Raw genomic sequence first — 24568 nt, forward strand, 5'->3', positions numbered from 1 at the left:
TGAGTCGGAAACTGACAGCGCCGGCTACCCCAGGAGTTCAGTCATCAGAGCACGAATTCTCTCCCGAATCTCGTCCCGGATCAGACGGACAACTGCAAGCTCCTGCCCTGCAGGGTCATCGAGCTTCCAGTCCTCGTAGCGCTTGCCCGGGAAGAACGGACACTCATCACCGCAGCCCATGGTGATCACCACATCGGCGTCCTGCACGGCCGCAGAGCTGAGTGCTTGCGGAAGCTCACTGGCGATATCGATGCCCTCTTCCCGCATCGTCTCGACTGCAACGGGGTTGAGCTGCTCCGCGGGAACCGACCCGGCCGAGCGAACTTCGATCCTGTCCCCGGCGAAGTGGCGCAGGTACCCCGCCGCCATCTGTGAACGCCCGGCGTTGTGGACGCAGACGAAGAGTACCGACGGCTTCTGGACGGTTTTCATGAAGAGTTCCTTTGGTCAACTGCTGTAACAGTGTCGAGGAGCTTGCGAGCACGGACCTCGAGGTCGTCGCGAATTGCCTGCACGCCTTCTGGGGAGGCAAGCGCCGGGTCTGGCACGGTCCAGTCCTCGTAGCGGGTTCCGGGGACGATGGGGCAGACATCGCCGCACCCCATCGTCACGACCACATCGGCTGCTCGAACTGCGTCGTCAGTCAACGGCTTCGGAAACGCTTCGTCAGCATGCTGCGGGGGTTCCATCTGCTGCAAGAGCGAGCGCACTGTGGGCAGGACTTCCGGTGCCGGTGCTGAGCCTGCGGAACGAGCGATGACCGTGCCGCCAGCGAGACGGTTCAGTATCGCGGCTGCGAGCTGCGAGCGACCTGCGTTGTGCACGCAGACGAAGAGCACCTGAGGTACTCCGGTCGCCCGATTCCTGGTGAGGTCCGAGAGCCGTTGCCTCGCGAAGTGCCCGGTGCGTGAGAGCGTGTGCGTTGTGTGCTTCGCCGCGCGGATCAGTCCGACATGAGACTCCCGAACGATGGCCAGGACGAGGTCCGTGTGGACCGCTTCGAATTCCTCGCCGAGTTCTTCAGCAAGCCGCGAGAGACGGGCATCCGTCGTGTGCAGAGTTCCTTCGCCCCCCTCATGCGGTCTCAAATCTTCGCGCACGAAGGCAGGGGCAAAGACTTCAAGGAGTGCCTCCGTCGCCGCGCGACGAGTTGGGGCGATCCGGTAATAGACCCACGTTCCGCGTCGTTCTGAGACCACGAGCCCTGTCTCCCGGAGCACCTTCAGGTGATGCGAAATTGTTGGCTGCGACACTTCAGCGAGGTCGGTGAGGTCGCAGACGCAGCACTCGCCCCGGGGATCAGCTGCGATGGCTGAGAGCATCCGAATCCGAATGGGATCGGCGATCGCCTTCAACGAGTCAGCGAGTGCGGCCGCCGTCTCAGCACCCATTGCGTGCGATGACGCCGGGAGGCAGTCCTCCGGAGTGCTCGAGGGGTTCACGATGGGATCCCCTCGTACGGGTTCGTATGAAACCAAGCCCGTGCAGCCCAGAGGGATACATAGACCAGGCCGATCAGAACGGGCACTTCGATGAGTGGGCCGACGACGCCGGCAAGCGCTTGCCCAGACGTGGCGCCAAAACTGCCGATTGCGACCGCAATCGCCAGCTCGAAATTGTTGCCGGCGGCGGTGAACGCGAGGGTGGTCGAGCGTGCGTAGCCCAATCCAAGTCTTTTGCCGAGCAGCAGGCCGAGAAACCACATCACAGCGAAGTAGATCAGGAGCGGAAGGGCGATCCGGACAACATCAAGCGGTCGAGACGTGATCGCGTCGCCCTGGAGCGCGAAGAGCAGCACGATCGTGAAGAGCAGACCATAGAGCGCCCAGGGGCCGACTCCGGGAAGGAACCGTTCCTCGTACCACTCGCGCCCTCGGCGCTTTTCGCCGATCCAGCGAGAGACGAAACCCGCGAGGAGCGGGACACCGAGGAATACCAGTACGTTCAGCGCGATCTGCCCGATTGACACTTCGAGTCCCTGAGAGTCGAGGCCGAGCCAGCTGGGAAGCACGCTGAGATACAGCCAGCCGAGCAGAGAGAACGCCACCACCTGGAACACTGAGTTCATCGCGACCAGAACGGCAGTTGCCTCTCGGTCGCCGCATGCAAGGTCATTCCAAATCACCACCATGGCAATGCAGCGCGCCAGGCCAACGATGATGAGCCCGGTGCGGTACTCAGGAAGATCAGGCAGGAACAGCCAGGCCAGGGCGAACATCACCGCAGGGCCGACGCACCAGTTGAGCACCAGCGACGACACGAGGAGTTTTCGGTCGCCGGTGACTGCGGCAACCCTGTCGTACCGCACCCGCGCGAGCACCGGGTACATCATCACGAGCAGACCCAAGCCTATGGGTACCGAGATCCCGGCGATTTCAAGCCGCGAGAGGAGGTGAGCCAAGCCCGGGACGAACCGGCCGAGGACGAGTCCGGCGGCCATGGCGAGTCCAATCCACACGGGCAACCAGCGGTCGAGAGGCGAGAGCCGCTGGGTCGCTGGAACTGGTTCGGCGGGAGCCTGAATTGACATGTATCTATATTGATCGGCATCGATACAGAACGCAACGTCGCCAGGGGCGGGGATAGCGACTCGCTATCCCCGCCCCTGGCGACGGTGTCAGTGTTCAGCGGTGCGGTTCGCAGGCGGCTGGGCACGACCGGTGACCGCTCGGCTCCCCCGACGGGTGGTGGATTAGACCGCGTCGCCCTCCACCGGGCCCTCCGTGTTCGGCTTCCACCCGAGCGCCGGCGCCACGTGCTCCGCGAATGCCTGCATGACGTGCAGGTTGTACTCGGGGCCGAGCTGGTTCGGGATCGTGAGCATGAGCGTGTCCGCCGACATCACCGCATCGTCGGCGAGCAATTGCTCGATGAGCTTGTCGGGGGTGTCCGCGTACGTCTTCCCGAAGGTCGAACGGAAACCATCGATGATCCCGATCTGATCCTGCCCATCGCGGCCGCGCAGACCGAAGTACATTTCGTCCTGCTCGTTCACAATGGGGAAGACGCTGCGGCTCACCGATACGCGCGGGCGACCGGTGTGGCCAGCCTCCTTGTATGCGGTGCGGAACTCGTCGATCTGGCGGGCCTGCAGAATGTGCAGCGGCTCACCTGTTGCCTCGGTCAGCAGGGTGGAACTCATGAGGTTGAGGCCTGCAGTGCCGGTCTGGCGGGCAGTGTCGATGCTGCCGGCGCCCCACCAGACGTGATCGCGGAGGGTGGCCGACTGCGGCTCGATGGCGAGCCGGCCGAGCGGCCCCATGTTCGGGTCGCTGTCGACGAGTGCCTCGCCCTCGATCGCGCGCATGAAGAGGTCGAACTTGTCGCGCGCGATGTCGGCGCCGCGCGGATCCTCGGAGCCCGTGTAGCCGAACGCCTCGTAGCCACGCACTGCCGTCTCGGGGGATCCCCGGCTCACGCCGAGCGCCAGTCGGCCGCCCGCGATGATGTCGAGCGCCGCCGCTTCTTCCGCGAGGTAGAGCGGGTTCTCGTAGCGCATGTCGATCACGCCGGTGCCGACCTCGATGCGCTGGGTGCGCGCGGCCATGGCCGTCAAGAGGGGGATTGGTGATGCGGCCTGGCGTGCAAAGTGGTGCACGCGAACGTACGCGCCGTTCACGCCGATCTCGTCGGCGCCCTCCGCGAGTTCGATCGTTTGGCGCAGCATGTCGCCCGCGGTGCGCACGCGCGACCCGGGGACGGGGCCGTAGTGCCCGAAGGACAGGAATCCGAATGCTCTCATGCTGGGTGCAACGCCCGCGGCGCAACTGTATTCCCGTGCATATAGTTTTGGCTGCGTGGGTATGCGAGCGGCACCGCGGGACGATCCCGTGCGCGCGGCGCCCGGACAACGGCGGCACCGGGGGACGACGCGGATGGTACCCGGGGGCGATCCCGCCAGGCGCATGCCCTCGTAACTTCGAAGCATGGACATTCAACCGAGCGATATGGGCCTCGTGGCGCGAGTCGCGAACCTCAGCAAGCACTACGGCGCCGGAGACCACCGCGTCACCGCCCTCAACGATGTGTCGATCGGCATTCGGCGCGGGCAGTTCACCGCGATCATGGGGCCATCAGGCTCGGGCAAGTCGACCCTCATGCACGTCATGGCCGGCCTCGACACCCCGACCGAGGGGCGCGTCTGGCTTGGCGACGACGAGATCACCCACCTCGGCGATGCGGAACTCACGCGGCTCCGCCGGCGCCGGATCGGCTTCGTGTTCCAGGCATTCAACTTGGTTCCTACCCTTGACGTGATGGGCAACCTGCGGCTGCCGTTCGAGCTCGACGGACGCAGCGTGCCCGCTGCTGACCGCGAGCGAATCGACGCGCTCGTGCAGGCGCTCGGCCTCGCTGGCCGCACCTCGCACCGCCCCCACGAACTCTCGGGCGGACAGCAGCAGCGGGTGGCGATCGCCCGCGCCCTCGCCACCCAGCCCGACGTGATCTTTGCGGACGAGCCGACCGGCGCGCTCGACTCCCGCACCGGCCGCGAGGTGCTCGGCCTGCTGCGCGCCGCCGTCGTCGAGCAGGGGCAGAGCATCGCAATGGTGACTCATGACCCGATCGCGGCGAGCCACGCCGACCGAATCCTGTTCCTCGCCGACGGCCGCATTGTGTCGGATCGCGGGGCCATGACACCCGAGCAGATCTCCGAGACGATGCTCGGCCTGGAAGCGGTCGCGGCATGAAAACCGGAGCCGGAATCCGTGAACACGGTGCGACGGTCGTCGTCGCGGCGCTCAGCTCCCTGTTCGCCGCAACGCTGATCCTCGGCACCGGGGTGATGGGGGCGGCGCTCGATCCCGCACTGATTGAGGGCTCGGGCACCTTCCGCATGACGCTCCTGATGGTGTCGACCGTTTTCATCATCATCGCCCTCTACGTTGGTGCGATCGTCACCGCGAACACCTTCGCCACGATCATCGCGGGGCGCACCCGCACGATCGCGCTGCTGCGCCTCGTGGGTGCGAGCTCGCGCGCGGTGCGCAGCAAGGTCGCCTCCGAGGGGCTCGCGATGGGCGCGCTCGGCGCGGTAATCGGCTGGGTGCTCGCAGAGGCGCTGGTTATCGGTGTGGTCACGTGGGGTCCGAGCCTCGGCTGGCTGCCTGTGGGACGCGACTATCCGCTCTTCGACCCGCTCGCGCTCGGCGCGATCGTGATTGTGGCGCTCACCACCTGGGCGGCCGCCTGGGCAGGATCCCGCCGCGTGGGATCGGTCTCGCCGATTGCCGCGACCGGCGCCGCGGTCGAGCTGCGCCCTGAGGCCTCGCGTGGCCGCACTGGCCGCACCGTGTGGGCGATCATCCTGGTGCTGCTGGGCGTCGTGCTCATTGCGCTCGGCCTGTTCCTCAGCCTCACCACGCCGATCGCACTGTTTGTGTCGTTCTTCGGTGGGCTGTTCTCCTTCACCGGGATCGCGCTCGGCGCGCACGTCATCATGCCGCCGATCCTGCGCCTCACCGGGAAGATCTTTGGGGCGGGGCCGACCGGGCGCCTGGCCGCGGCGAACGCCGTGCGCTTCCCCGAGCGCAGCTCGCGGTCAACAATCGGGCTGGTGATCGGCGTGACGCTCGTCACGATGTTCGCCGTAGCGCTCGAGACCTATGCCGCGATGACCCTGCAGGCGTTCGACAACGATCCCGCGCTCGAAGCAGCGCTCGCGCAGACGCTTGCCGTGACCACGGCCGTGTTCACCGGACTCGTCGGGTTCTCTGCGATCATCGCCGCGGTGGGCATGGTGAACACCCTGTCGCTCAGCGTGCTGCAGCGTACCCGCGAGCTCGGCCTGCTCCGCGCACTGGGCTTCACCGGTGGCCAGGTGCGCCGCATGGTGATCACGGAGAGCTGCCAGATGACGCTCGCCGCGCTCGGCTTCGGTGTGGTGCTCGGCGCGTTCTACGGTTGGGTCGCCGCACAGTCGCTCGTTGGCTCGCAGGTCGGTTTTGCCGCGCCGTCGATCCCGTGGCCGATCGTGGCGGGCGTTGTGGTGTTCGGCTTCGCGCTCGCGGTGACCGCGGCGGTGGCGCCAGCGCGCCGCGCGATCCGGGTCTCGCCCGTGGCCGCGCTCGCGGTCGACTAGACCGGATGCTCGCCGAGCGGTTCAGGAAGTGGCTGCGCGCTCCCGCCACGCGCGCAGCAGCCAGGGATAGGCTGGAGACATGACCGTTGTGATTGATTCCAGTTTCGATCCCGTCCCTTCTCTGAACCGCTCGGTTGACGTCGCCGTCGCCGACGCCGCTGCGGTCGAGGCCGCACCGGCGCGCGCGTGCTTCGTGCCAGCCGAGGGCGAACTGCCCACGTGCGACTGCCTCGCGGGCCAGACGCGCGACGCGCTCGCCGCAGCAGGGTTCACCGGGGCAAAGAACCAGACGCTCGTGCTGCCGGGGGCGCAGCTGCGCGTGCTCGTCGGCACCGGGGCGGGCCTCGCCACGAGCGCTGATCTGCGCGACGCCGTTGCGGCATTCACCCGCGCCGCCCGCGAAGCCGCGCACCTCGCCATCGATCTCGCCGCCGTGGTCTCCGAGAAGATCTCGGCGCGCGACGCCGCGCTCGCTGCAACCGAGGGCGCACTGCTCGCCCGCTACCGCTTCGAGAGCCTGAAGGGCGAGTCGAAGCACGTGGGACTTGAGAGCCTCACGCTGGGCGTCGCCGAGGGTGACCGCGCCGCCGCGCAGGAGGGCGTCGACCGCGCAATCGTGCTCGCGCGCGCCGCTGCGATCTCCCGAGACCTTGGCAATACGCCGCCCCGACACCTCACCGCGGAGAAGTTCGCGGAACTCGCGGCGAAGCTTGGCCCCGAATACGGCCTCGAGGTCGAGATCTTTGACCGCGACGCGCTCGTCGAGCTCGGCACAGGCGGTCTGCTCGGCGTCAACGCCGGCAGCACCGACGAGCCGCGCATGATCAAGCTTCGCTACGTGCCCGAGGGTGCGAACGACGCGACTCCGCACCTCGCCCTCATCGGCAAGGGCATCATGTTCGACTCGGGCGGCATCAGCCTGAAGCCCGCGAACTCGATGGGCAGCATGAAGCTCGACATGATGGGCGCGGGATCGGTGTTTGCCGCCATGCTCACCCTCCGCGAGCTCGGCGTGCAGTCGGCCGTGACCGGTTGGCTCATGTGCACCGACAACATGCTCTCCGGCACCGCGACGAAGATCGGCGACGTGCTCACCATGCGTGGCGGCAAGACCGTCGAGGTGAAGAACAGCGACGCCGAGGGGCGCCTCGTGATGGCCGACGGCCTCGTGCTCGCGACGGAGGAGGAGCGTCGCCCGGACGCGATCGTCGACATCGCGACCCTCACGGGCAACGCCATGGCGGCACTGGGTCTCGGCACCGCTGCGACGCTCGCGAACAATGACGATGTCGCCGCACAGCTCAAGGCCGCCGCTGAGGCGACCGATGAGCGGGTCTGGCCGCTGCCGCTCGATCACCGCTACCGCGACCAGCTGAAGTCGAACGTGGCCGACCTGTCGAACATCGGCGGCCCCTACGGCGGCGCGATCCTCGCAGCGCTCTTCCTCAACGAGTTCGTTGCTGATTTCCCCTGGGGGCACCTCGACATTGCGCCGACCATGGAGGTCGAACGCGATGACCTGTGGCGCACGGCGGGCTCGACCGGCTTCGGTGCGCGTCTGCTTGCCCAGCTCGCCGACGATTTCGTGGCCCCGCAGGCTGCGGACGACGCGCAGGGAGCTTAGTCATGACCGGCCTGCTGCGTGATCTCGACGCCTACATCAGTGATTTTGCCGACTTCGTGACGGCTGCGCCCACCTCGTACCACGCGGCGGGGCGCGTCGCTGAGCTGCTCACCGACGCCGGCTTCGCCGTCCACGATGAGGGCGCCGCCTGGGCGCCGCTCGCCGCGGGTGGCGCAGGCTTCGTGGTGCGCGACGGCGCCGTGATCGCGTGGCGGGCCGGATCAGACCTTACCGCGACGAGTCCCGTTCGGGTGCTCGGCGTGCACACTGACTCACCGGGCTTCGTGCTGAAACCCCACCCCGACTTCCGTGCCGATGGCTGGGCTCAGGCTGGCGTCGAAGTGTACGGTGGTCCGCTGCTCAACTCGTGGCTCGATCGGGATCTGGGCATCGCCGGACGCGTGGTCACCCGCGATGGCGCCGAGCATCTCGTGTGCACGGGCGCGATCGCGCGGATCCCGCAGCTGGCGATCCACCTGGATCGTGAAGCAAACACAGGCCTCGCACTGAACAAGCAGCGGCACACGCAGCCGGTGCTCGCCGTCGGCGACAGCGCGAACGGTGTCACGGTTGCCGGCGTGCTCGCCGATGCCGCAGCGAATGCCGCCAACGCGGCGGGCGTTGCCGCCGCACCGTTTTCCCCAGACGACATCGCTGGAGCCGACGTGCGCCTGTTCGACACGCAGCCGCCGCAGCGGATCGGTGTGAGCGGCGAGTTCTTCGCATCGCCCCGACTCGACAACCTGAGTTCCACGTTTGCCGGACTGGTCGCGCTCCTCGAGACGGAGCCCGCGCCGGGCACGATCTCGATGCTCGCCGCGTTCGATCACGAGGAGCTGGGCTCGGAGACCCGCTCGGGTGCGGCCGGCCCCTTCCTTGCGGATGTGCTTGATCGGCTGCGCGCTGGCCTGGGCGCGAACGCCGACGAGGCCGCACGCGCACTTGCCGCGTCGTGGTGTGTCTCCTCGGATGCGGGGCACTCGGTGCACCCGAACTACCCGGAGAAGCACGATCCGAATGTGCGCCCGCTCGCGGGGAACGGCCCGATACTCAAGGTGAACGCGAACCAGCGCTATGCCAGCGACGCACACGGCGCTGCGCTGTGGAGTCGCGCCTGCGCGGAAGCCGGGGTGCCGACCCAGGAGTTCGTCTCGAACAACACGGTGCCCTGTGGCACGACGATCGGGCCGATCACGGCCGCCCGCCTCGGCATCCGCACGGTTGACGTTGGGGTGCCGCTCCTCTCGATGCACTCGGCGCGCGAGCTCGCGCACGTCGCAGACCTGCACGGCCTGGCCCGGGCGACCGACGCTTTCTTTGCGGGAGCCTGAGGTTTTCGCGGCGATCCCTGTCCGGTTCTGAGATTGGTTCGCTAGGATCATGGCATGAGTGAGATGCAGCATGCGGGGGCCGGCGGTGTCGCCCTCTCCAACGACCTGCTCGCACCCAGCGTGCAGCGCATCGGGAATCGTGACATCGAGATCACCTTCCTCGGTAAGAACGCCGCGGGGCAGAACACATGGATCATGTGGAACTCCGACGAGCCGTACCTCATCGGCATGCTCTCGCAGGGCAAGATGGGCTACCACTTTGAGCAGCGCACCAGCTCGGGTGTGCTCGTGCACGAAAACATCTCGCTCAGCCGCGTGCAGCGCGCCATTAGTGGCTAACTCGCCATACGGGTTGCGTTAGCCTTCGGCTCCTCGCCAGCCGCTGTTGCCGCCCACGGCGCGCTCGATTGCGCGCTCGTAGTTTTCCTTCACGATGTCGTAGTGCGCCCATGACTCGATGGCGCTGACGCTCGGCAGTGAGCGGAGCTCCTCCGTGGCGCGCAGCAGATGGGCGGCGGAGGGACCCTCGAGCGTTGCCACGTAGTCGAATCGGCCGTGTGTGCGCGCCGCGAAGTCGACGTCGGGGGAGCGCAGTAGGAACTCGCGAACGGGGGCGGCGTCGCCCCGCACGGAGATCCCGAGCCCGATCGCGATGCGCGATCGCGTGAGCTGCCCCGAGGTGATCGCCGAGATGCGGATCACGCCGGCCTCGACGAGTCGATTGACGCGCGCCCGCACCGACGAGGGTGAGAGATGCACGGCGTCTCCCAACGCCCGAAAGCTCATGCGGCCATCGCGCTGGAGGAGCCGGATGAGTTCGGTGTCGAGTTCGTCGATCGTGGCGGGGCTGCGTCGATCCGCCACGAAGAACCCGCTCAGCACGTCAACGTAGGTGGTGACGAGCAGCGAGCGGACTCCCGGGATCGCCCGCACCGCGTCGAGGACCTCGTGGAGTTCAGCTGAGTCACGGTGCCGCGACTCGAACACGAGCGGCATGCTGCCGCTCGTCAGTGACACGAACACGCTGTTGGGCATCGCCGCGATGCGATCGGCGACGGGGCGCAGTGGACCGTCCACGGTGACGGCAGCGTGGGTGAGTACGTGGTGCCCCGCGAAGTGCGGGTCGAGGGCCGCAACGACGCGCACTCCCTCTTGCTCGATGAGCCGCCGCAACCGCAGCGACGCGGCATCCCGCGAGATGTCGAGGGTCTCGGCGAGGTCGTGGATCGATGCGCGGCCGTCCTCTTGCAGGGCGCGAATGAGTGCCGCGTCCACGCTGTCGAAGCCGGACTCGCGCGGGTGCGCACGTCGGGGCGCTGCGGGCTGCGTCATGCCGCCATCCTTTCGTGGTGAGCGCCTCGGTGCGCACACACTGTGGGCGTAGGCCCAGGATACGCGCGAATGCGAAGCAGTGTGCGCATAAAGATCGCACAACGTGCTTGTTGTCGGACTTGCGCCGAAGGTGTTGCCGACTTTGCGCGCAAAACGTTCGTGAATCGGCGAGTTGGGTGATGTTTCGCGGATGCGGCTCAGGCAAATTCGTCCTACAGTTCAAGGTGCGCGCCGCACCCGTCGTCTGAGTTCTCGCGGCGCACCCAGTTGAGCAAGGGAGCTTTGCATGTCATCGTCCACAGCCAGCGCGCCGGTCTTCACGCACCGGCGCGCGCTCCGATCCGGCTTCGCGGCCATGGTCGGCACCACGATTGAGTGGTACGACTTCTACGTCTACGCGACCGCCGCAGCGATCGTGTTCCCCGTGGTGTTCTTCCCCGAGCTTGACCGGGGCATGGCGACGCTCGCGTCGTTCGGCACCTACGCCGTGGCGTTCTTCGCGCGTCCCCTCGGCGGCATCATCTTTGGCCACATCGGCGACAAGATCGGCCGGAAGCCGGCGCTGACGATCACGCTGCTGCTCATGGGCGTGGCCACCACCCTCGTGGGCGTACTGCCCGACTACAACACGATCGGCATCATGGGCCCGATCCTGCTCATCGTGCTCCGCATCTGCCAGGGACTCGCAGTGGGCGGCGAGTGGGGCGGCGCGAGCCTCATGGCGGTGGAGAGCGCCCCGGCGAAGTTCAAGAACTTCTACGGCGGCTTTACTCAGATCGGTAACCCGCTCGGCGCCCTCATGTCCTCCGGAGCGTTCTGGATTCTCGCGCTCATGGGTGACGACGTGCTCTTCTCGTGGGGCTGGCGCATTCCCTTCCTTTTCTCCATCGTGCTCATCTTCGTGGGCATCTGGGTGCGCTACCGCGTTGAGGAGACGCCGGTGTTCGAGGAGAAGGTGGGCGGCCAGCAGCAGTCGACGCCGCTCCTCTTCGCGCTGAAGAACAACTGGTGGCCGATCCTGCTCGGCTTCTGCATCGTTGCGATTTCCTCCGGCGGCTACGTGGTGGCAACCACCTTCGTGCAGAGCTACGCCACGAGCCCCGAGGTCGGGCTGCCGTATGAAACGATCCTCGGTGCGATGACGATTGCTTCGCTCGTTGAAGCGCTGGTCACTCTGCCACTCGCCCTGCTCGGCGACAAGATCGGCGGCAAGTGGGTCATGTACCTCGGCATCGCCGGCTCGTTCGCCGCGGTCGTGCCGCTCGTCCTCTTCATCGAGGGCCACAACGTTGCGATGATCTACCTCTTCGTCTCCGTCCTGCGCCTCGCGCTGAGCGGCGCATGGGCCCCGCTCTCGACGATCATGACGCAGATGTTCCGCCCGCAGGCTCGCTACACCTCGATGTCGCTCTCCTACGGCGTTGGTGCGGCAGTGTGGGGCGGTCTCTCGCCCGCAATCGCGACCGCCCTGCTGAACGCAACCGGCAACTTCTGGTCGGTCATCGCGTTCTACGGCCTCCTCTCGGCCGTCGCCCTGTTCGGCGTGTTCTTCGCGCCGCAGCACTCTGACACCGCGCCGGTCACCGGATCCTTCCGGCCCCGGCTCGACACCACCGCAGTTCCCACCACCGAAGGAAAGTAAGCACTATGCGCTCGCTCGCCACCTATGACGCACGCAACTCGGCTCCGACGATTGTCACCGCCGAGCGAATCCTGACGGTCGACGAGAGTCGGCCCGAGGCGGAAGCCATGCTCACCGCCGAGGGCATGATCCTCGCGGTCGGCACGCTCGCCGAGTGCGAGCAGGTGGCGGCGAGCGCGGGCCTCACGCCCGTGCGCGTCGACCACGCCGGAGCCACCATCGTTCCCGGCTTCGTCGACGCGCACGCGCACCCCCTCATGTACGGGCAGTTGCTCACCTGGGTGGACATCACCCCGGCGAAGGCAGCGAACATTCCCGAAATCATCGAGCTGATGCGCGAGGCCGCGAAGCAGCTGCCCGCCGGTGTGCCCCTTCGCGGCTTCGGCTACGAGCAGCGCAATCTCGCCGAGCAGCGCCACCCCACCCGCCACGAGCTCGACCAGATCGCCACCGACCGCGAGGTCTACATCATGAACGCCTCCGGCCACGGCGGTGTCGTGAACTCGTTCACGTTCGAAAAGTTCGGCGTCACGAAGGACACCCCGAACCCCGAGGGTGGCGAGTTCTTCCGCGACGCGGACGGCGAGCTGACCGGTGAGCTCTCGGATGCCGCCTGTAACGTGCTCACCGGCCTGCACGGCGTGAAGGTGGGCCACCACGGCCCCAACTTCCACCTCGGCGATGAGCCCGCTGAGCACCAGCGTCAGCTGGATCTCGTGCAGCAGGAGTTCCTCCGCGGAGGTGTGACCGCCATCGGCGATGCGCAGGTGTCGAAGCGCGAGTTCGCTGCCTACCTCGAGATGGCGGATCGCGGTGCGCTCAACATGCGCGTCTCGATGTACTTCCTCTCACACCTGCTTGACCAGGTGGTCGACCTCGGTTTCACCGGTCCCTTCGGCAACGCGTTCCTCTCGGCCGCGGGTATCAAGCTCTACGCGGACGGCACCCTGGGCGGGTGGACCGCGTACTTCCCCGACGGCTACCTCGGCGATCCCTGCCGCACCGGTCAGCTGTACCACGAGCCCCGCGAATACACCGAGCTCGTGCGCAAGGCGCACGGTGCCGGTCTGCAGACGGCCACGCACGCGCAGTCGCCGATCGCAATCAAGATGGTAGTCGACGCGATCGAGCAGGCACTCGCCGATCGTCCGGACAGTGACGCGCGACACCGCATCGAGCACTGTGGGCTGCCCACCCCCGAGGACATCACCCGCATGGCGGAGCTCGGCATCCGCCCGGTCAACCAGACCCAGCACTACTACAACTGGGGCGAGGGCGTGGAGCAGGCGATCGGCACCCCCGGTGAGCGCTTCAACCCGCTCGGTGAGTTCCGTGACGCTGGCGTGCCGATCACCATCTCCTCGGACGCGCCCGTCGCTGAGCCCCGCCCGCTCGAGGCAATCCAGGCAGCGGTGACGCGCGTGACCCGCCGCGGCCACAAGCTCGGCGAAGACTCGCTGCGCATCTCGGCGGCGGAGGCGCTGCGCGGCCACACGCTCGAGGGTGCGAAGACGCTCGGCCGCGAGGCCGAGTTTGGCTCGCTCGAGGTAGGCAAGCGCGCCGACTTCGTCGTGCTGGCGCAGAACCCGCTCGACATTGATGGTGCAGAGATCGCCGCGATCCCGGTCCGCGAGACCTGGGTTGATGGCGCAGTGAAGTTCCGTGCGGAGGGGGAGTAACCATGACGGCGCAGACGACCGCAAAGCGCACGACCGGGTGGCTGGTCATCGAGACGATCAAGAACTACGGCGTGGACGCTGTGTTCGGGATCCCGGGCACCCATAACCTTGAGTTCTATCGCCCGCTTGCGGAGTTTGGCATTCGCGCGGTCACGTCCAGGCACGAGCAGGGCGCGGGCTACGCAGCCGATGGCTGGTCGCTCCAGACGGGCAAGCCAGGCGTGGTCATCACGACGAGTGGCCCGGGCCTCCTGAACGCACTGAGCGCGGCGGGCACCGCGTATGCGGAGTCGCGCCCCATGATCATCCTCGCTCCCGGCCCCGCCCGCGGGAAGGAGTTCGCCGATGTGGGGACACTCCACGAGACGAAGGATCAGCTGAGCGCCGCCGCCGCGATTGTCGAGCGTGCGCGTCGCGTGCAGACCGCCATCGAAGCGGTCGCCGCGGTGCACGAGGCGTTCGAACTGTTCGCCACCACCCGACCCCGGCCGGTGTACATCGAGGTGCCGCTCGACCTCCTCGAGGAGGAGATCGGAGACGAGGTCCCCGCCGCCGCGCTCGAGGCGCGGGAGTTCGCCCCGGTCGCGGATCCCAGCGCGGACGTGGTTGCCGCGGCGGCCGCAGCCCTCGCGGGAGCGCAGGACCCCGTGATTCTCGCGGGCGGCGGGTCGCGCGGTGCGGCTGCGGAGCTGCGAGCGCTCGCCGAGCGGCTGAACGCCCCCGTGGTAACCACGCTCAACGCGAAGGGCGTGCTCGATGAGACGCACCCGCTCGCGCTCGGCTCGAACCTGCGGCTCGCAGCCGCGCGAAATCGCGCACGTGACGCGGACGTGCTTCTCGTTGTCGGGGCGAAGCTCGGCGAGGCGGAGCTCTGGGTCGACGCGCTTGAGGCGCGGGGCCGTGTGATCCGAATCGACCTGCTCGAGACGCAGATCGAGAAGAACCAGACCGCAGAGATTGGGATCGTGGCTGACGCCGCCGCAGCGCTTGCCGCGATCGCTGAGGCGCTCGGGACTCAGGACCTGTCAGCGCGCGAAGCCGCTGCCGAGACTGCCGCCGCGAGCGTTGTGGCGAGCCGTGCAGCGGTGCGTGCGGAGTCGGCGGAGCTCGATCCCGTGAACACTGGGCTGGGCGAGCTCATCGCGAGTGTGCTGCCGGACAACGCGATCGTCTCAACCGACTCCTCGCAGATCGCCTACTGGGGTCTCCTCAACGCGATTACCGCGCGGGTGCCGAACTCGACGCCGTACATGGGCACCTACGCGACCCTTGGCTACGGTCTGCCCGCCGCGATCGGTTCGCGCATCGCCTCACCCGAGCGCCCGGCGTTCACGGTGCTCGGAGACGGTGCACTGATGTTCTCCATGCAGGAGTTCATCACCGTTGTTGAGCAGGGCATCGACGTGACCGTCATCGTGGTCGACAACGGCGGCTACGCCGAGATCAAGCAGAACGAGGCCGACGCGGGCATCGCGCCCGTCGGAGTGGTGCTGACTCAGCCCGACTGGGCCGCCGTGGCCACCGCATTCGGTGGTGCCGGGCAGCGCGTGGCGAACGCCGCCGAGCTCGCCACCGCTGTCGAGGCCGCCGTAGCGCGTGGTGGGCTGCAGCTCATCCACCTGCCGCAGGATTCCTTCGACCTGGGATCGGCGGCAGCAGCGTGAGCCCGCTCGCCGTCTACACGGACACCGACGATACTGACGTCTCTGCGGGCGTCGCGCTCCTCGAGGCAGCGGGCTACGAGGTCCGCGTGCTCGAGACGCGGGACCCCGCCGCGATCATCGCGGGAGCCCGTAATGCGGAGGTGTTGCTGCTCGGCTACGCGCCCATCACGCGCGAGATCATCGAGGCACTGCCGAAGCTGAAGCTCATCGCGCTGATGTCGATGGGGTTCGACTTCGTCGACCTCGAAGCCGCGAGCGAGCGCGGGATCTGGGTGACCAATGTGCCGGGCGCCGCAACGGAAGAAGTCGCAACGCACGCGCTGGCACTGCTCCTCCACGCCACGCGCCAGTTGCCGTTCTACCTGGGCTCGGCCACCCCCGAGCGGTGGAACGAGCGCGCGGCTGTGGCCCCGCCCCGGCTGAGCGAACTGCAGCTCGGTATCGTTGGCCTCGGCAAGATCGGGCGTGAGTTCGCTCGGGTTGCCGGCCCGCTCTTCGGCGGGATCGTGGGTTACGATCCGTTCCTCCCGGACACCCCAGAGGTGCGCGCCGACCTTGAGGCGCTCGGCATTCGGCGGGCGGAGCTCGTCGACGTGCGCGACAGCGCACACGTGCTCTCGCTGCATCTGCCGCTCACGCCGGACACGGAGCATCTCGTGGGCGCCGAGTTCATCGCCGCGATGCCAGCTGGGGCAGTGGTGCTGAACGTGTCACGCGGCGGCCTCATCGACAGCGCGGCCCTGGCGGCAGCGCTCGACTCGGGGCAGCTCTCGGCCGCGGCACTCGACGTGCTCGACCAGGAGCCGCCCGCGGCAGACCACCCCCTCCTGGGCCGTGACGACGTCGTACTCACCCCGCACATCGCGTACTTCTCCTCGTTCACCGAGGCCGAGTACGTGCGCGTGCAGGCGGCGAACGCCGTCACGTTCGCGCAGACTGGCCGGCCCGAGTCGCCCGTCAACACCCCCGCATAGCCCGGTGCAGCAGGCGGGCCGTCTTCCACATTGGGAGGCGGCCCGTGCTGCACCCGCACTCATTCATTTCCTGTCACACCCGCTTCACCCGAAAGGACACATCGTGACCGCACTCACCGCCGAGGCCAAGCGCACCGCGCAGGCGTGGATCGACGAACACCTCACCGAGCTCACCGAGTGGCACACCCACATTTGGGAGCTCGCCGAGCCTGCCTGGCGAGAGTATCGCTCGCAGGAGTGGTACGTTGCCCGCCTCCGCGAGGAGGGCTTCGAAGTGGAGGACGGCTCCGCGGGGATGCCCACGGCCTTCAGTGCAGTCTGGTCGAACGGTGACGGGCCGACGCTCCTCACTTACGCGGAGTACGATGCGGTGCCGGGCAACAGCCAGGCTGCCACCACCTCGGAGACGCCGCGCGAGGGGCTCAGCCGCTTCGCTCCCGGCCACACCGATCCGCACTCCGTGCTCGGCATTTCCACGCTCGCCGGTGTGCTCGCCACGAAGCACGCGATGACCGCGCACGGCATCGGCGGCACGCTGAAGTACACGGGTGAGCCGGCCGAGAAGATGCACGGCTCGAAGGTGGTGCACGGGCTGCGTGGCTACTACGACGACGCAGACGCAATCGTGTCGTTCCACCCCTTCTACATGCTCCCGCTCTGCAACACGGCCCGCTGGGACACGCAGTGCGGCGCGTACTACAGCAAGGTGTACTCCTTCATCTGCGATGAGCCCGAGACGTGGCAGATCTCGAGCGCGAACCCCAATTCGCCGATCCCCGCCTCGCACTCTGCAGCGCGCGCTCCGGGAGCCAACGTGGCGCTCATGCAGATGTACACGGCCTCGCGCACCATGCTCGACTCGATGCTGCCCGCAACGGGCGGCTGGAGCTTCTCTGACGCGATTTTGAGCGACGGTCAGGCCACCGCCGACAACCTGCCGCAGCGGGTGGCGCGTATCCAGTTCTCATGGCGCACCCCGGACATCGAGATGGCCGAGCACATCCTCGCGATCCTCGACCGTAACGCGCAGGCCGCGGCCAGCATGGCGCACTGCGCAGCGGAGGATCGCTGGATCGCCCGCAGCCGCCCCGGCCGCACGAACCACGTGATGAGCGAGACCCTCTACGCCAACCTCGAGGAGGTGGGCGCACCGAGCTATGGGCCCGAGGCGATCACGGTGGCGCAGGAGATTCAGCGCTCGCTCGGCCGCGAGGCCACCGAGAAGCCCTTCCTCGCCGAGACCGAGCAGCTCATCGCCCCGCAGGAGGCTGAGCGGCTGCTGCGCGAGCACATGCCTGCCTGGCAGCGGAACTGGACGAGCGACGACTACGTCGAGATGAGCCACTACGCCCCGCTCGTGCGTTTCTACGTTTCGCGCCCCGCGCTGCAGCCCGTGCAGGGGGAGGGGCCGTACCCGGCCTGGGTGATGAACGCGCTGGGCGGGATCCCCGAGACGATTGCCCCCACCATCGTCACGGCGGGCAAGACCGTTTCGGGCACCTTCCTTGACCTGCTCACGAAGCCCGAGACGCTCGCTGCCGCGCAGCAGGAGTTCGCGGACCGTGTTGCTGCCGAGCCGATGCCCGCGCTGCTGCCCGTCGATTTCGAGCCGCCGATCGACCTGCCCTGGCCCGACTACTCGGGCGCTGCGGAGCACCGTCACTGGTGATCCCGAGCGGCTCGGTGCCGCACCCACTTCGAGGGCCTCGCGCAGTGCGCGGGGCCCTCACGTGTTTCTGCGCCCCAATCTGCGTATTTTTCCCGGATCCGCTTTTCTTGCCCCACGCCTAACGTGAGCGGCATCACGCGGCCGCGGGCGCACGAGCAACGCTCCCGGCGTCTGCCGGCCGTGAGATCGGGGACAGGACAACGGAGTGCTGCCTCCGAATCCCACTGGAGAAGGCAGCACGGCCATGAGACACCATCGAGCCCATCAGTCGTTCCAGCCGAGCGCGCATCGCAGGATGCGCCGTCGGCCGTTCGAAGGCAGCGTGTTCCGTGGGGGCGGTGGGACCCTCAGGGGTGGCGCGGCACTGCTTGCGGCAGTCGCGCTCCTGTTCCCCGCGTTCACGTCGCCGGCGTTCGCTGAAGAACTCGCCCCGGCTGCCGATTCCGCGCTGACTGCGCAGGCGGCGCCAGCGGCAGCAGACGCTGCTGCAGAGCCAGCCCCCGCACCGCAGGAGGCGGCCCCAGAAGTGACCCCAGCGCCGACCCCAACGCCGGAACCGGCACCGGCCCCGGAACCCGCTCCCGTCGTTGAGCCAGCGCCTGCGCCGGCCCCTGCGCCAGAACCCGCTCCTGCGCCGGTCGCAGCGCCGGAGCCTGCCGCCGAGCCGGCGCCAGCGGCTGAGGTCGCTCCGAGCCCAGCTCCGGCTGCGGAACAGGCCCCCGCTGCGCCCACGGCGAGAGCGGCTGCCCCCGAAGCTCAGACGCTGGGGAACGGAGGTCCGAAGAAGGACAAAGTGACGCTCTGTCACGCAACGAAGTCGCAGAAGAACCCGTGGGTGTCGATCAAGATTGCGCCCGATGGCGCGGCGAACGGGCACGCAGGGAGCCATCACCAGGATGGCCGCGACATCATCCCGCCGTTCGAGTACACGGAACGGGGCGTCACGCTGCAGTTCCCCGGACAGAACTGGAATGCTGAGGGCCAGGCGATCTACAACGCGGGCTGCAATAACCCGCCGCCCCAGGTGGATCCCGCGCCGTCGGTGACGTTGACGCCGGGGGAGTGTGTTGCTGATCAGCAGTACCCGCCAGTTGTGGCACTGTTCGCGAACTTGGTTTCGGGTCAGCCGTACAGCTACAAGGTGAACGGTGGCAGCGTGCAGACGTTCACCGCGAGCGGTGCAACGGAAAGCGTCTCGCTCGGTGCGAGCGCCGTCGCTGAGATCACCGTCGAGGTGTGGGGCACCGACGAGCGGGCCGCAAGCGGCACCGTTTCTCGCGACCTGACCGTCGAGCGGTGCGCGCCGCCGGAGGACGTGAAGGTGACGCTGTGCCACGCGACGGAGTCGGATACGAACCCGTGGAACAAGATCACGGTGTCCGCGGAGGCTGCGTACAACGGGCACCGGGGTGCATCGCATCACGATGGGCGCGACATCATCCCGCCGTTCGAGGCGATGATTGCGGGCGCGATGGTGACGTTCGATGGTCAGAACTGGGATGAGGCCGGGCAGGCGATCTTCAACAACAACTGCGAGAACGTTCCGCCGCAGGTGGATCCCGATCCCGCGTTGCTGATCTCCGCCGGTGACTGCCCGGTCGCAGGCGGCTTCGCGCCTGTGACCATCGCGCTCTCCGAGCTCGTGGTGGGAGAGCCGTACACCGTCGAAGTTGACGGTGTCGGCATCGCCGAGACGAGCCCGATGGAGTTCGTTGCTGACGCAGCCGCCCACAGCATCACCGTCACCCCGAATGAGGAAGGGACGCTTCTCGTCACCGTTCAGGGCACAGGCGAGCACGCCGGTGACAGCGCTGAAGCGACGATCGAGGTGAGCGAGTGTCCCGAGCCTGAGGCTCCCACGCTGTATCTCGAGGTGGATCAGTGCACCGAGTTTGGGGCAGGGGTTCCCCAGACGCTCCTCGCCCAGCTGGGCGGCCTGGTCGCAGGTGTTGACTACACCGTGACTGTCCGATCCGGGAGCGCTACGCCGTACCTGAGCCGCACCGTGCAGGCGGGTGAGGGCTCGACCCTCGACGTCTCGCTTGACGTCGCCGGCGCTGGCACCTACACCGTTACGGTGAGCGTGGGTGACGCATCAGTGACCCGTGAGGTGACGATCAACCCCTGTCCCGCAGGTTCGTACGACCTGTCACTCGTGAAGACCGCGAGCGTCGGCGAGGACGGCGCGGTTGCCGAACTGGGGGACACGATCCACTACACGCTCGCCGTGGCGAATGCTGGCCCGGACGCGGCGCTCAACCCGGTAGTCACCGACGAGGTGCCCGCGGGGCTGACTCCGGTCGCAGGGTCTGAGAGCGCGAGCGAAGGATGGACCGTGTCGATCTCGGGCAACACCGTGACCGCAAGCTTCGAGGGGGCCTTCGATGGCGAAGCCACCATCTCCTTCGATGTGACGGTCACAGCGGCACCCGCGAGCGGTGAGGTGACCAACCAGGCCTGCGTCGCCGCAGACGGTGCCGCAGAGCCTGAGCCAGAGCCGGGTGACGCTCCTCAGGTCGACAGCGTAAGTACGCTGCATGCCGTTCTGGCGGGTGATGAGGCCCCCGGCGGTGGGGACAGCACCCCCGGCAATGATTGCGGGTCTGCAACCACCGAGATCCGTGCGGTGAGCGTCGCTGGCAATGCCGTCTGCATCAACGACACCCCGTGGTTCACCTACAACGTCACGCCGAGCGGCACCGCGGACACCGCGACCCTGCCGATCGTCATGATCTGGTGGACGCCGGAGGCATTCGCAAACCGTGATCCTTCGATCCCGGCGAACAATCCGGCGGCGATCTTGGCCAATGGTGCCTCCCAGGTGGATCCGATCGCATATCCGGTCGGGTGGCAGAGCGGCGACGCGGTGACCGGCAAGATGCTGTGGCCGGGCGCCACGATCGACGCGAACGGGAACCCGACCGGCTGGCCCGGCTGGAGCCTCGGAAGTGATGGCGTGTGGGTCCTTGACCCGAGCGCACCGCACTACGACCTCCGCGCCGAGGCAATCGTCGAGATCAGGATCAACCCCACGGCCAACGAGGCCACGGTGTACCCGCCGGCAACGCCGAACTGCTCGGCACAGCCTCCGGTCACCCCGGAGCCTCCGGTCACGCCAGAACCGCCGACCACCCCCGGTGGTGTGGTTCCCGGTGTTGCGCCCCGAGCGCTTCCGGCAGCGATGCCGCCTGTGCACGCGGAGCTCGCGAAGACCGGTGTCTCCGAGAGCGGATCTGAGCAGCTTGGAATGATCGGGCTGGGCCTGCTCCTCGGTGGGACCTTCGTCTGGACGCTAAGTCGCCGCAGGAAGACAGCCGAGTAGAGGAGGGTGAGCAGCCTCGGCCCCGCGGGAGTATCGCCTCGCGGGGCCGAGGTGTGTCTGTCGGGGCTGTTCGCTGAAAAGATGTTTCCCTGGTCGAATCGGCGTTTCGCGAAGCTGGCGAGCGGGTGTACGCTGTGTGTCAGGCAGGTGCGACACGCCAGGGATGCAGTGTTTTAGGCCCCTGATTTGCGTGCCTGGGTTGAATCAGCATAGTATTTCATCTCGGTAGCAAGCGGAAATAAAAAGCCGCTTCGGCCCCATCGTTTAGCGGCCTAGGACACCGCCCTTTCACGGCGGCAGCACGGGTTCGAATCCCGTTGGGGTCACTAATACCGAATATAATTGAATAACACACTATGGCCCTGTAGCGCAGTTGGTTAGCGCGCCGCCCTGTCACGGCGGAGGTCGCGGGTTCAAGTCCCGTCAGGGTCGCCAGGTGGAGAAGCCCTTCTTCGGAAGGGTTTCTTCGTCTCAGGCGGTCACCCAGTGTGAGTGCCTGGCTCTGTAGCTCAGTTGGTAGAGCGTTCGACTGAAAATCGAAAGGTCACCGGATCGATGCCGGTCGGAGCCACGTAGCGGAGATTACACCGCTGCTGAACCCCCAAGAGGCTTCTACTCTTGGGGGTTCCTTTATTCGTTTGACCAGGTGTTTTGTTTGCTGGTGCTGAATCATTGAAGATCTTTCGATGCAAAATCGAAAGGCCGCTCCCAAATCTTTCAGTCGAGCACCCCGCATAAACCCCGCACATTCAAAACAAGCCGTTGAGGCCTCTCTGCATGGTCTCGGCGGCTTTCTTGCTTCCTGTCTGCTTTGCCATGTAGATGTCCTGCGTGATTGAGGGGTTCGCCTGGCCTAGATACTCGGCAATGTCGCGAGCAGAGAGTCCGGCGGCGTCGAGCATCGTTGCGACCGTCTTGCGGAAGCTGTGGGTTGATAGCTCTGGGTAACCGAGATCCTCTCGGCGATCGCGAATCTCACGCTGTGTATTGGATGGGTCTCGCAGCTTCATGAGCGGCGTTGGGAAGAGCAGGTTGGTCTGACCCTCAAGTCGGTCACGTCGACGCCCCAGAAGCTCCACCGTGGACTTTGGTAGGGGAGTGGTGCGTGCTGAAGCTGCCGTCTTTGGGAACAGCTGCCGCTGCATTCCAATCTTCGGCAGTCGCTTCGCGATAGCTTCGACTGTCGCGGTGCCGGCTTTGAAATCGACGGACGAGACCTCGAGCGCGCACGCCTCGGCGACGCGCCACCCCGTGGACAGCATGAACTCGATCAGCTCGACCGTGTCCCACTCTTTCAGAAGGGCGTCTTCTTGCACCTTGGCGATGAAATTAGGCAGCTCTGCGAGAGGGATTGCCTCGCTCCCCTTCTTCTTTCGATGCGAGATTCGCTCCAGCTCGCGCACCGGATTGCGCGAAATCGCGCCATTACGCACCGCGAGACCCATCATGCCGCTCAGGGAGGAGCGGCAGTTCTTCGCAGCGCCCGGACCGTTCTCTTTCTCGATGCGAGTCAGGAACTTCTGCAGCCGCTCAGGAGTGGCCTCGGCGACTGACATGTCACCGATTTCTTTGCCGATGTGCGCGTTCACTGCGTAGCCGTAGGTCTCGAGCGTCCCTTCCGAGCGGCCGGCATCACGCTTTGCCGCCAAGAACATTTGTCCCAGTGTCTTGAGTGTCGTGGTGGGCTTAAGTTCGCCGCCGCGATCCGCTTCAATGGTTGTCAGAGCTGTCTTGAGAGCGTGCTCCGCCTTGCTCTTGGTGCTACCGAACCGCTCGACCTGACGTAACTTGCCGTCGCTGAATCGGTAGCGGGTTCGAGCTCGGACCTTTCCTGGCGCTATCTCGTCGATCTTGATGACGCCATGGGTGCCAATCGGATTACGCGGGCGGGACATGAGCTGTTTCTTCTGGATTAGAGCCAGCGGAAGGAGCTGGGATCAGGGAACTCCTGGGCGTCGGTTTCAAAATTGAAAGGGATCTTGGCCTTGTCCATAAGCGTGGCTACCTGCTGTTCAATGTCGGTGGTCTTGACACCCTTCGCTGTTAGTTCCTTTGACCATCTGACCACATTCACCGCACCTTCGATGGCATCCATCATTCGTGAGCTCTGTACCCTCTGGATCTCTTCGTCGTCGTCGCTGGTGACGAGCCCAAGTTGCGTGTACTTCAGAACAGCGTTCGTGAGCATGGACCAGGCCCGGCTGTATCCACGCAGTGCGTTTGTTGTTTCCATAACAGCCTTCGGGGCGCCATCGAGCGGCTCGTCTGCAATTATGCGTTCCCCCGTGAACCAAGACCAGAAATCTGCGTTTCTTCGCATGCTTTCGAGCTCTTCGATCTTGAGCGTTTCGCGGTTGAAACCTTTGCCTCTCGCAAGTGGCATGTAGTACGGGGCGTCTGCCCCGGGGTTGAAGATATCCACAACGAGCGCAGCCGGTGGGATCCGGAGAGCGTTCCCAAGTGCAACCAGTTGCTTGACTGTTACATCATCTTTGCGGCCGTTCTCCAGGTTGGCAATGACTGAACGGCTGAGGCCTTCGCCCGCCAGTTCTGATAGCTCAGCGGCACTCAAGCCCTCAGCTCGTCTGTAGCGCGAGATATTGAGCCCGAGTTGCGACACGCCGTCTTTCTCCATGTTGATACACACTATCGGAAGATCTGTGTATATTGAAGCTGAACACATAAACGGTATTTTTGTGTAAGCGAAAGGAAGAATTGTGGCGAAGACATTCAGTTCCCCGTCCGGCCCTCAGAGCCTTGTGAATGCTGCTGGCCTTGCAGAGCAGTTTGGGACCAGCGCAAGTTCGATTTACAGAAAGCGATCTCTGGGGGAGCCCTTGCCTCCCGCGATCAAAATCGGCAGGGGCACAGTGCGCTGGCGTCAGGCGGACATTGATGCCTGGCTCGAGCAGCAAAGGGAGGACTCGTAATGCCCCCGCCCCTGAAGTCAGTAGCAACCGGATCCCGATCGACAGCCGTCTCGGATGAATCCGCACCCGCACTAGACGAGAGTTCCGTCTACTCGTTCCGCGATCCAACATTTGAGGACACCGCTCGTCGGCTACGCCTTGGAGTTGGTGACTGGACGATCAAGGGCCCTCGTTTCGTGGATGGCACGCAGCCTGTGATCCACGTAGACCACAGGCTCGGGGAGCTCATCCTCCGAGTTCTGATTGACCGTGGTGAGCAGACACTTAGTCGGAAGCAACGAGAGAAGTTCCAGCAGGGCGAGCCCATTGAACGCATCCG

At 66.4% G+C, this 24568-nt stretch carries 19 protein-coding genes and 3 tRNA genes; 15 read left to right on the forward strand and 7 right to left on the reverse strand.

From position 1 onward, the window contains the following. Positions 1 to 24: 24 nt before the first annotated feature. From D3226_RS03030 to D3226_RS03045, 4 genes are all read right to left on the reverse strand, one after another. Positions 25 to 432, reverse strand: a complete 408-nt coding sequence (locus D3226_RS03030) for an arsenate reductase ArsC (protein WP_202380923.1) — start codon at positions 430 to 432, stop codon at positions 25 to 27. After that, the gene (locus D3226_RS03035) at positions 429 to 1391 is read right to left on the reverse strand and encodes a metalloregulator ArsR/SmtB family transcription factor (RefSeq protein WP_202381510.1); all 963 of its coding nucleotides are present in this window, start codon (positions 1389 to 1391) and stop codon (positions 429 to 431) included. Before D3226_RS03035 ends, D3226_RS03030 begins: the two co-directional genes overlap by 4 nt. A 47-nt stretch (positions 1392 to 1438) precedes the next feature. Then, positions 1439 to 2530 carry an ACR3 family arsenite efflux transporter gene (gene arsB / locus D3226_RS03040; RefSeq protein ID WP_202380924.1) on the reverse strand — a complete coding sequence of 364 codons (1092 nt, stop codon included), beginning with the start codon at positions 2528 to 2530 and terminating at the stop codon, positions 1439 to 1441. A gap of 162 nt (positions 2531 to 2692) precedes the next feature. Further along, complete coding sequence (locus D3226_RS03045) at positions 2693 to 3742, reverse strand: LLM class flavin-dependent oxidoreductase (RefSeq protein WP_202380925.1); 1050 nt, start codon at positions 3740 to 3742, stop codon at positions 2693 to 2695. Positions 3743 to 3926: 184 nt separating this feature from the next. Between D3226_RS03045 and D3226_RS03050 the strand changes: the two genes are divergently transcribed. From D3226_RS03050 to D3226_RS03070, 5 genes are all read left to right on the forward strand, one after another. Beyond that, positions 3927 to 4691 carry an ABC transporter ATP-binding protein gene (locus tag D3226_RS03050; protein WP_202380926.1) on the forward strand — a complete coding sequence of 255 codons (765 nt, stop codon included), beginning with the start codon at positions 3927 to 3929 and terminating at the stop codon, positions 4689 to 4691. Continuing rightward, positions 4688 to 6082 carry an ABC transporter permease gene (locus D3226_RS03055; protein WP_202380927.1) on the forward strand — a complete coding sequence of 465 codons (1395 nt, stop codon included), beginning with the start codon at positions 4688 to 4690 and terminating at the stop codon, positions 6080 to 6082. Before D3226_RS03050 ends, D3226_RS03055 begins: the two co-directional genes overlap by 4 nt. 79 nt (positions 6083 to 6161) lie before the next feature. Next, the gene (locus D3226_RS03060; RefSeq protein ID WP_202380928.1) at positions 6162 to 7706 is read left to right on the forward strand and encodes a leucyl aminopeptidase family protein; all 1545 of its coding nucleotides are present in this window, start codon (positions 6162 to 6164) and stop codon (positions 7704 to 7706) included. Positions 7707 to 7708: 2 nt separating this feature from the next. Then, on the forward strand, positions 7709 to 9037 hold the full coding sequence (locus D3226_RS03065) for a M18 family aminopeptidase (protein ID WP_202380929.1): 1329 nt from the start codon (positions 7709 to 7711) through the stop codon (positions 9035 to 9037). 54 nt (positions 9038 to 9091) lie between these two features. Next, positions 9092 to 9376, forward strand: coding sequence for a hypothetical protein (locus D3226_RS03070; RefSeq protein ID WP_202380930.1), 285 nt, complete (start codon positions 9092 to 9094; stop codon positions 9374 to 9376). 18 nt (positions 9377 to 9394) lie between these two features. Here D3226_RS03070 and D3226_RS03075 read toward each other — a convergent pair whose 3' ends face one another. Then, positions 9395 to 10369, reverse strand: a complete 975-nt coding sequence (locus tag D3226_RS03075; RefSeq protein WP_202380931.1) for an Lrp/AsnC family transcriptional regulator — start codon at positions 10367 to 10369, stop codon at positions 9395 to 9397. A 286-nt stretch (positions 10370 to 10655) separates the two neighbouring features. Between D3226_RS03075 and D3226_RS03080 the strand changes: the two genes are divergently transcribed. The 9 genes from D3226_RS03080 to D3226_RS03120 all read left to right on the forward strand — a co-directional run bounded on the left by D3226_RS03080 (position 10656) and on the right by D3226_RS03120 (position 21890). Further along, entirely contained in the window at positions 10656 to 12011 is a 1356-nt protein-coding gene (locus tag D3226_RS03080) for an MFS transporter (protein ID WP_202380932.1), read from the forward strand. Between the two features lie 5 nt (positions 12012 to 12016). Then, entirely contained in the window at positions 12017 to 13690 is a 1674-nt protein-coding gene (locus D3226_RS03085) for an amidohydrolase (RefSeq protein WP_202380933.1), read from the forward strand. 2 nt (positions 13691 to 13692) lie between these two features. Next, positions 13693 to 15354 (forward strand): thiamine pyrophosphate-binding protein, encoded by a 1662-nt coding sequence (locus D3226_RS03090; RefSeq protein ID WP_202380934.1) that lies wholly within the window; start codon positions 13693 to 13695, stop codon positions 15352 to 15354. Then, complete coding sequence (locus D3226_RS03095; RefSeq protein ID WP_337248883.1) at positions 15351 to 16328, forward strand: C-terminal binding protein; 978 nt, start codon at positions 15351 to 15353, stop codon at positions 16326 to 16328. The genes D3226_RS03090 and D3226_RS03095 overlap by 4 nt, the downstream gene beginning before the upstream one ends. A gap of 103 nt (positions 16329 to 16431) precedes the next feature. Further along, entirely contained in the window at positions 16432 to 17997 is a 1566-nt protein-coding gene (locus D3226_RS03100; RefSeq protein WP_202380935.1) for a zinc-binding metallopeptidase family protein, read from the forward strand. Positions 17998 to 18241: 244 nt separating this feature from the next. Then, positions 18242 to 21319: a DUF11 domain-containing protein gene (locus D3226_RS03105; protein ID WP_202380936.1), complete on the forward strand. Its 3078-nt coding sequence runs from the start codon at positions 18242 to 18244 to the stop codon at positions 21317 to 21319. Positions 21320 to 21572: 253 nt separating this feature from the next. After that, a tRNA-Glu gene (locus D3226_RS03110) sits at positions 21573 to 21645 on the forward strand. A gap of 32 nt (positions 21646 to 21677) precedes the next feature. Continuing rightward, positions 21678 to 21754: transfer RNA gene (locus D3226_RS03115), tRNA-Asp, on the forward strand. Between the two features lie 63 nt (positions 21755 to 21817). Continuing rightward, positions 21818 to 21890: transfer RNA gene (locus D3226_RS03120), tRNA-Phe, on the forward strand. A 178-nt stretch (positions 21891 to 22068) separates the two neighbouring features. Here D3226_RS03120 and D3226_RS03125 read toward each other — a convergent pair. Continuing rightward, positions 22069 to 23214 carry a site-specific integrase gene (locus D3226_RS03125; RefSeq protein ID WP_202380937.1) on the reverse strand — a complete coding sequence of 382 codons (1146 nt, stop codon included), beginning with the start codon at positions 23212 to 23214 and terminating at the stop codon, positions 22069 to 22071. A gap of 17 nt (positions 23215 to 23231) precedes the next feature. Then, positions 23232 to 23954, reverse strand: coding sequence for a helix-turn-helix domain-containing protein (locus D3226_RS03130; protein ID WP_202380938.1), 723 nt, complete (start codon positions 23952 to 23954; stop codon positions 23232 to 23234). Between the two features lie 124 nt (positions 23955 to 24078). Between D3226_RS03130 and D3226_RS14595 the strand changes: the two genes are divergently transcribed. Beyond that, positions 24079 to 24249: a helix-turn-helix domain-containing protein gene (locus tag D3226_RS14595; RefSeq protein ID WP_202381512.1), complete on the forward strand. Its 171-nt coding sequence runs from the start codon at positions 24079 to 24081 to the stop codon at positions 24247 to 24249. Positions 24250 to 24568 lie beyond the last annotated feature (319 nt).

Origin of the sequence: Leucobacter chromiireducens subsp. chromiireducens, assembly GCF_016758255.1 — a bacterium.
Lineage (GTDB): Bacteria > Actinomycetota > Actinomycetes > Actinomycetales > Microbacteriaceae > Leucobacter > Leucobacter chromiireducens.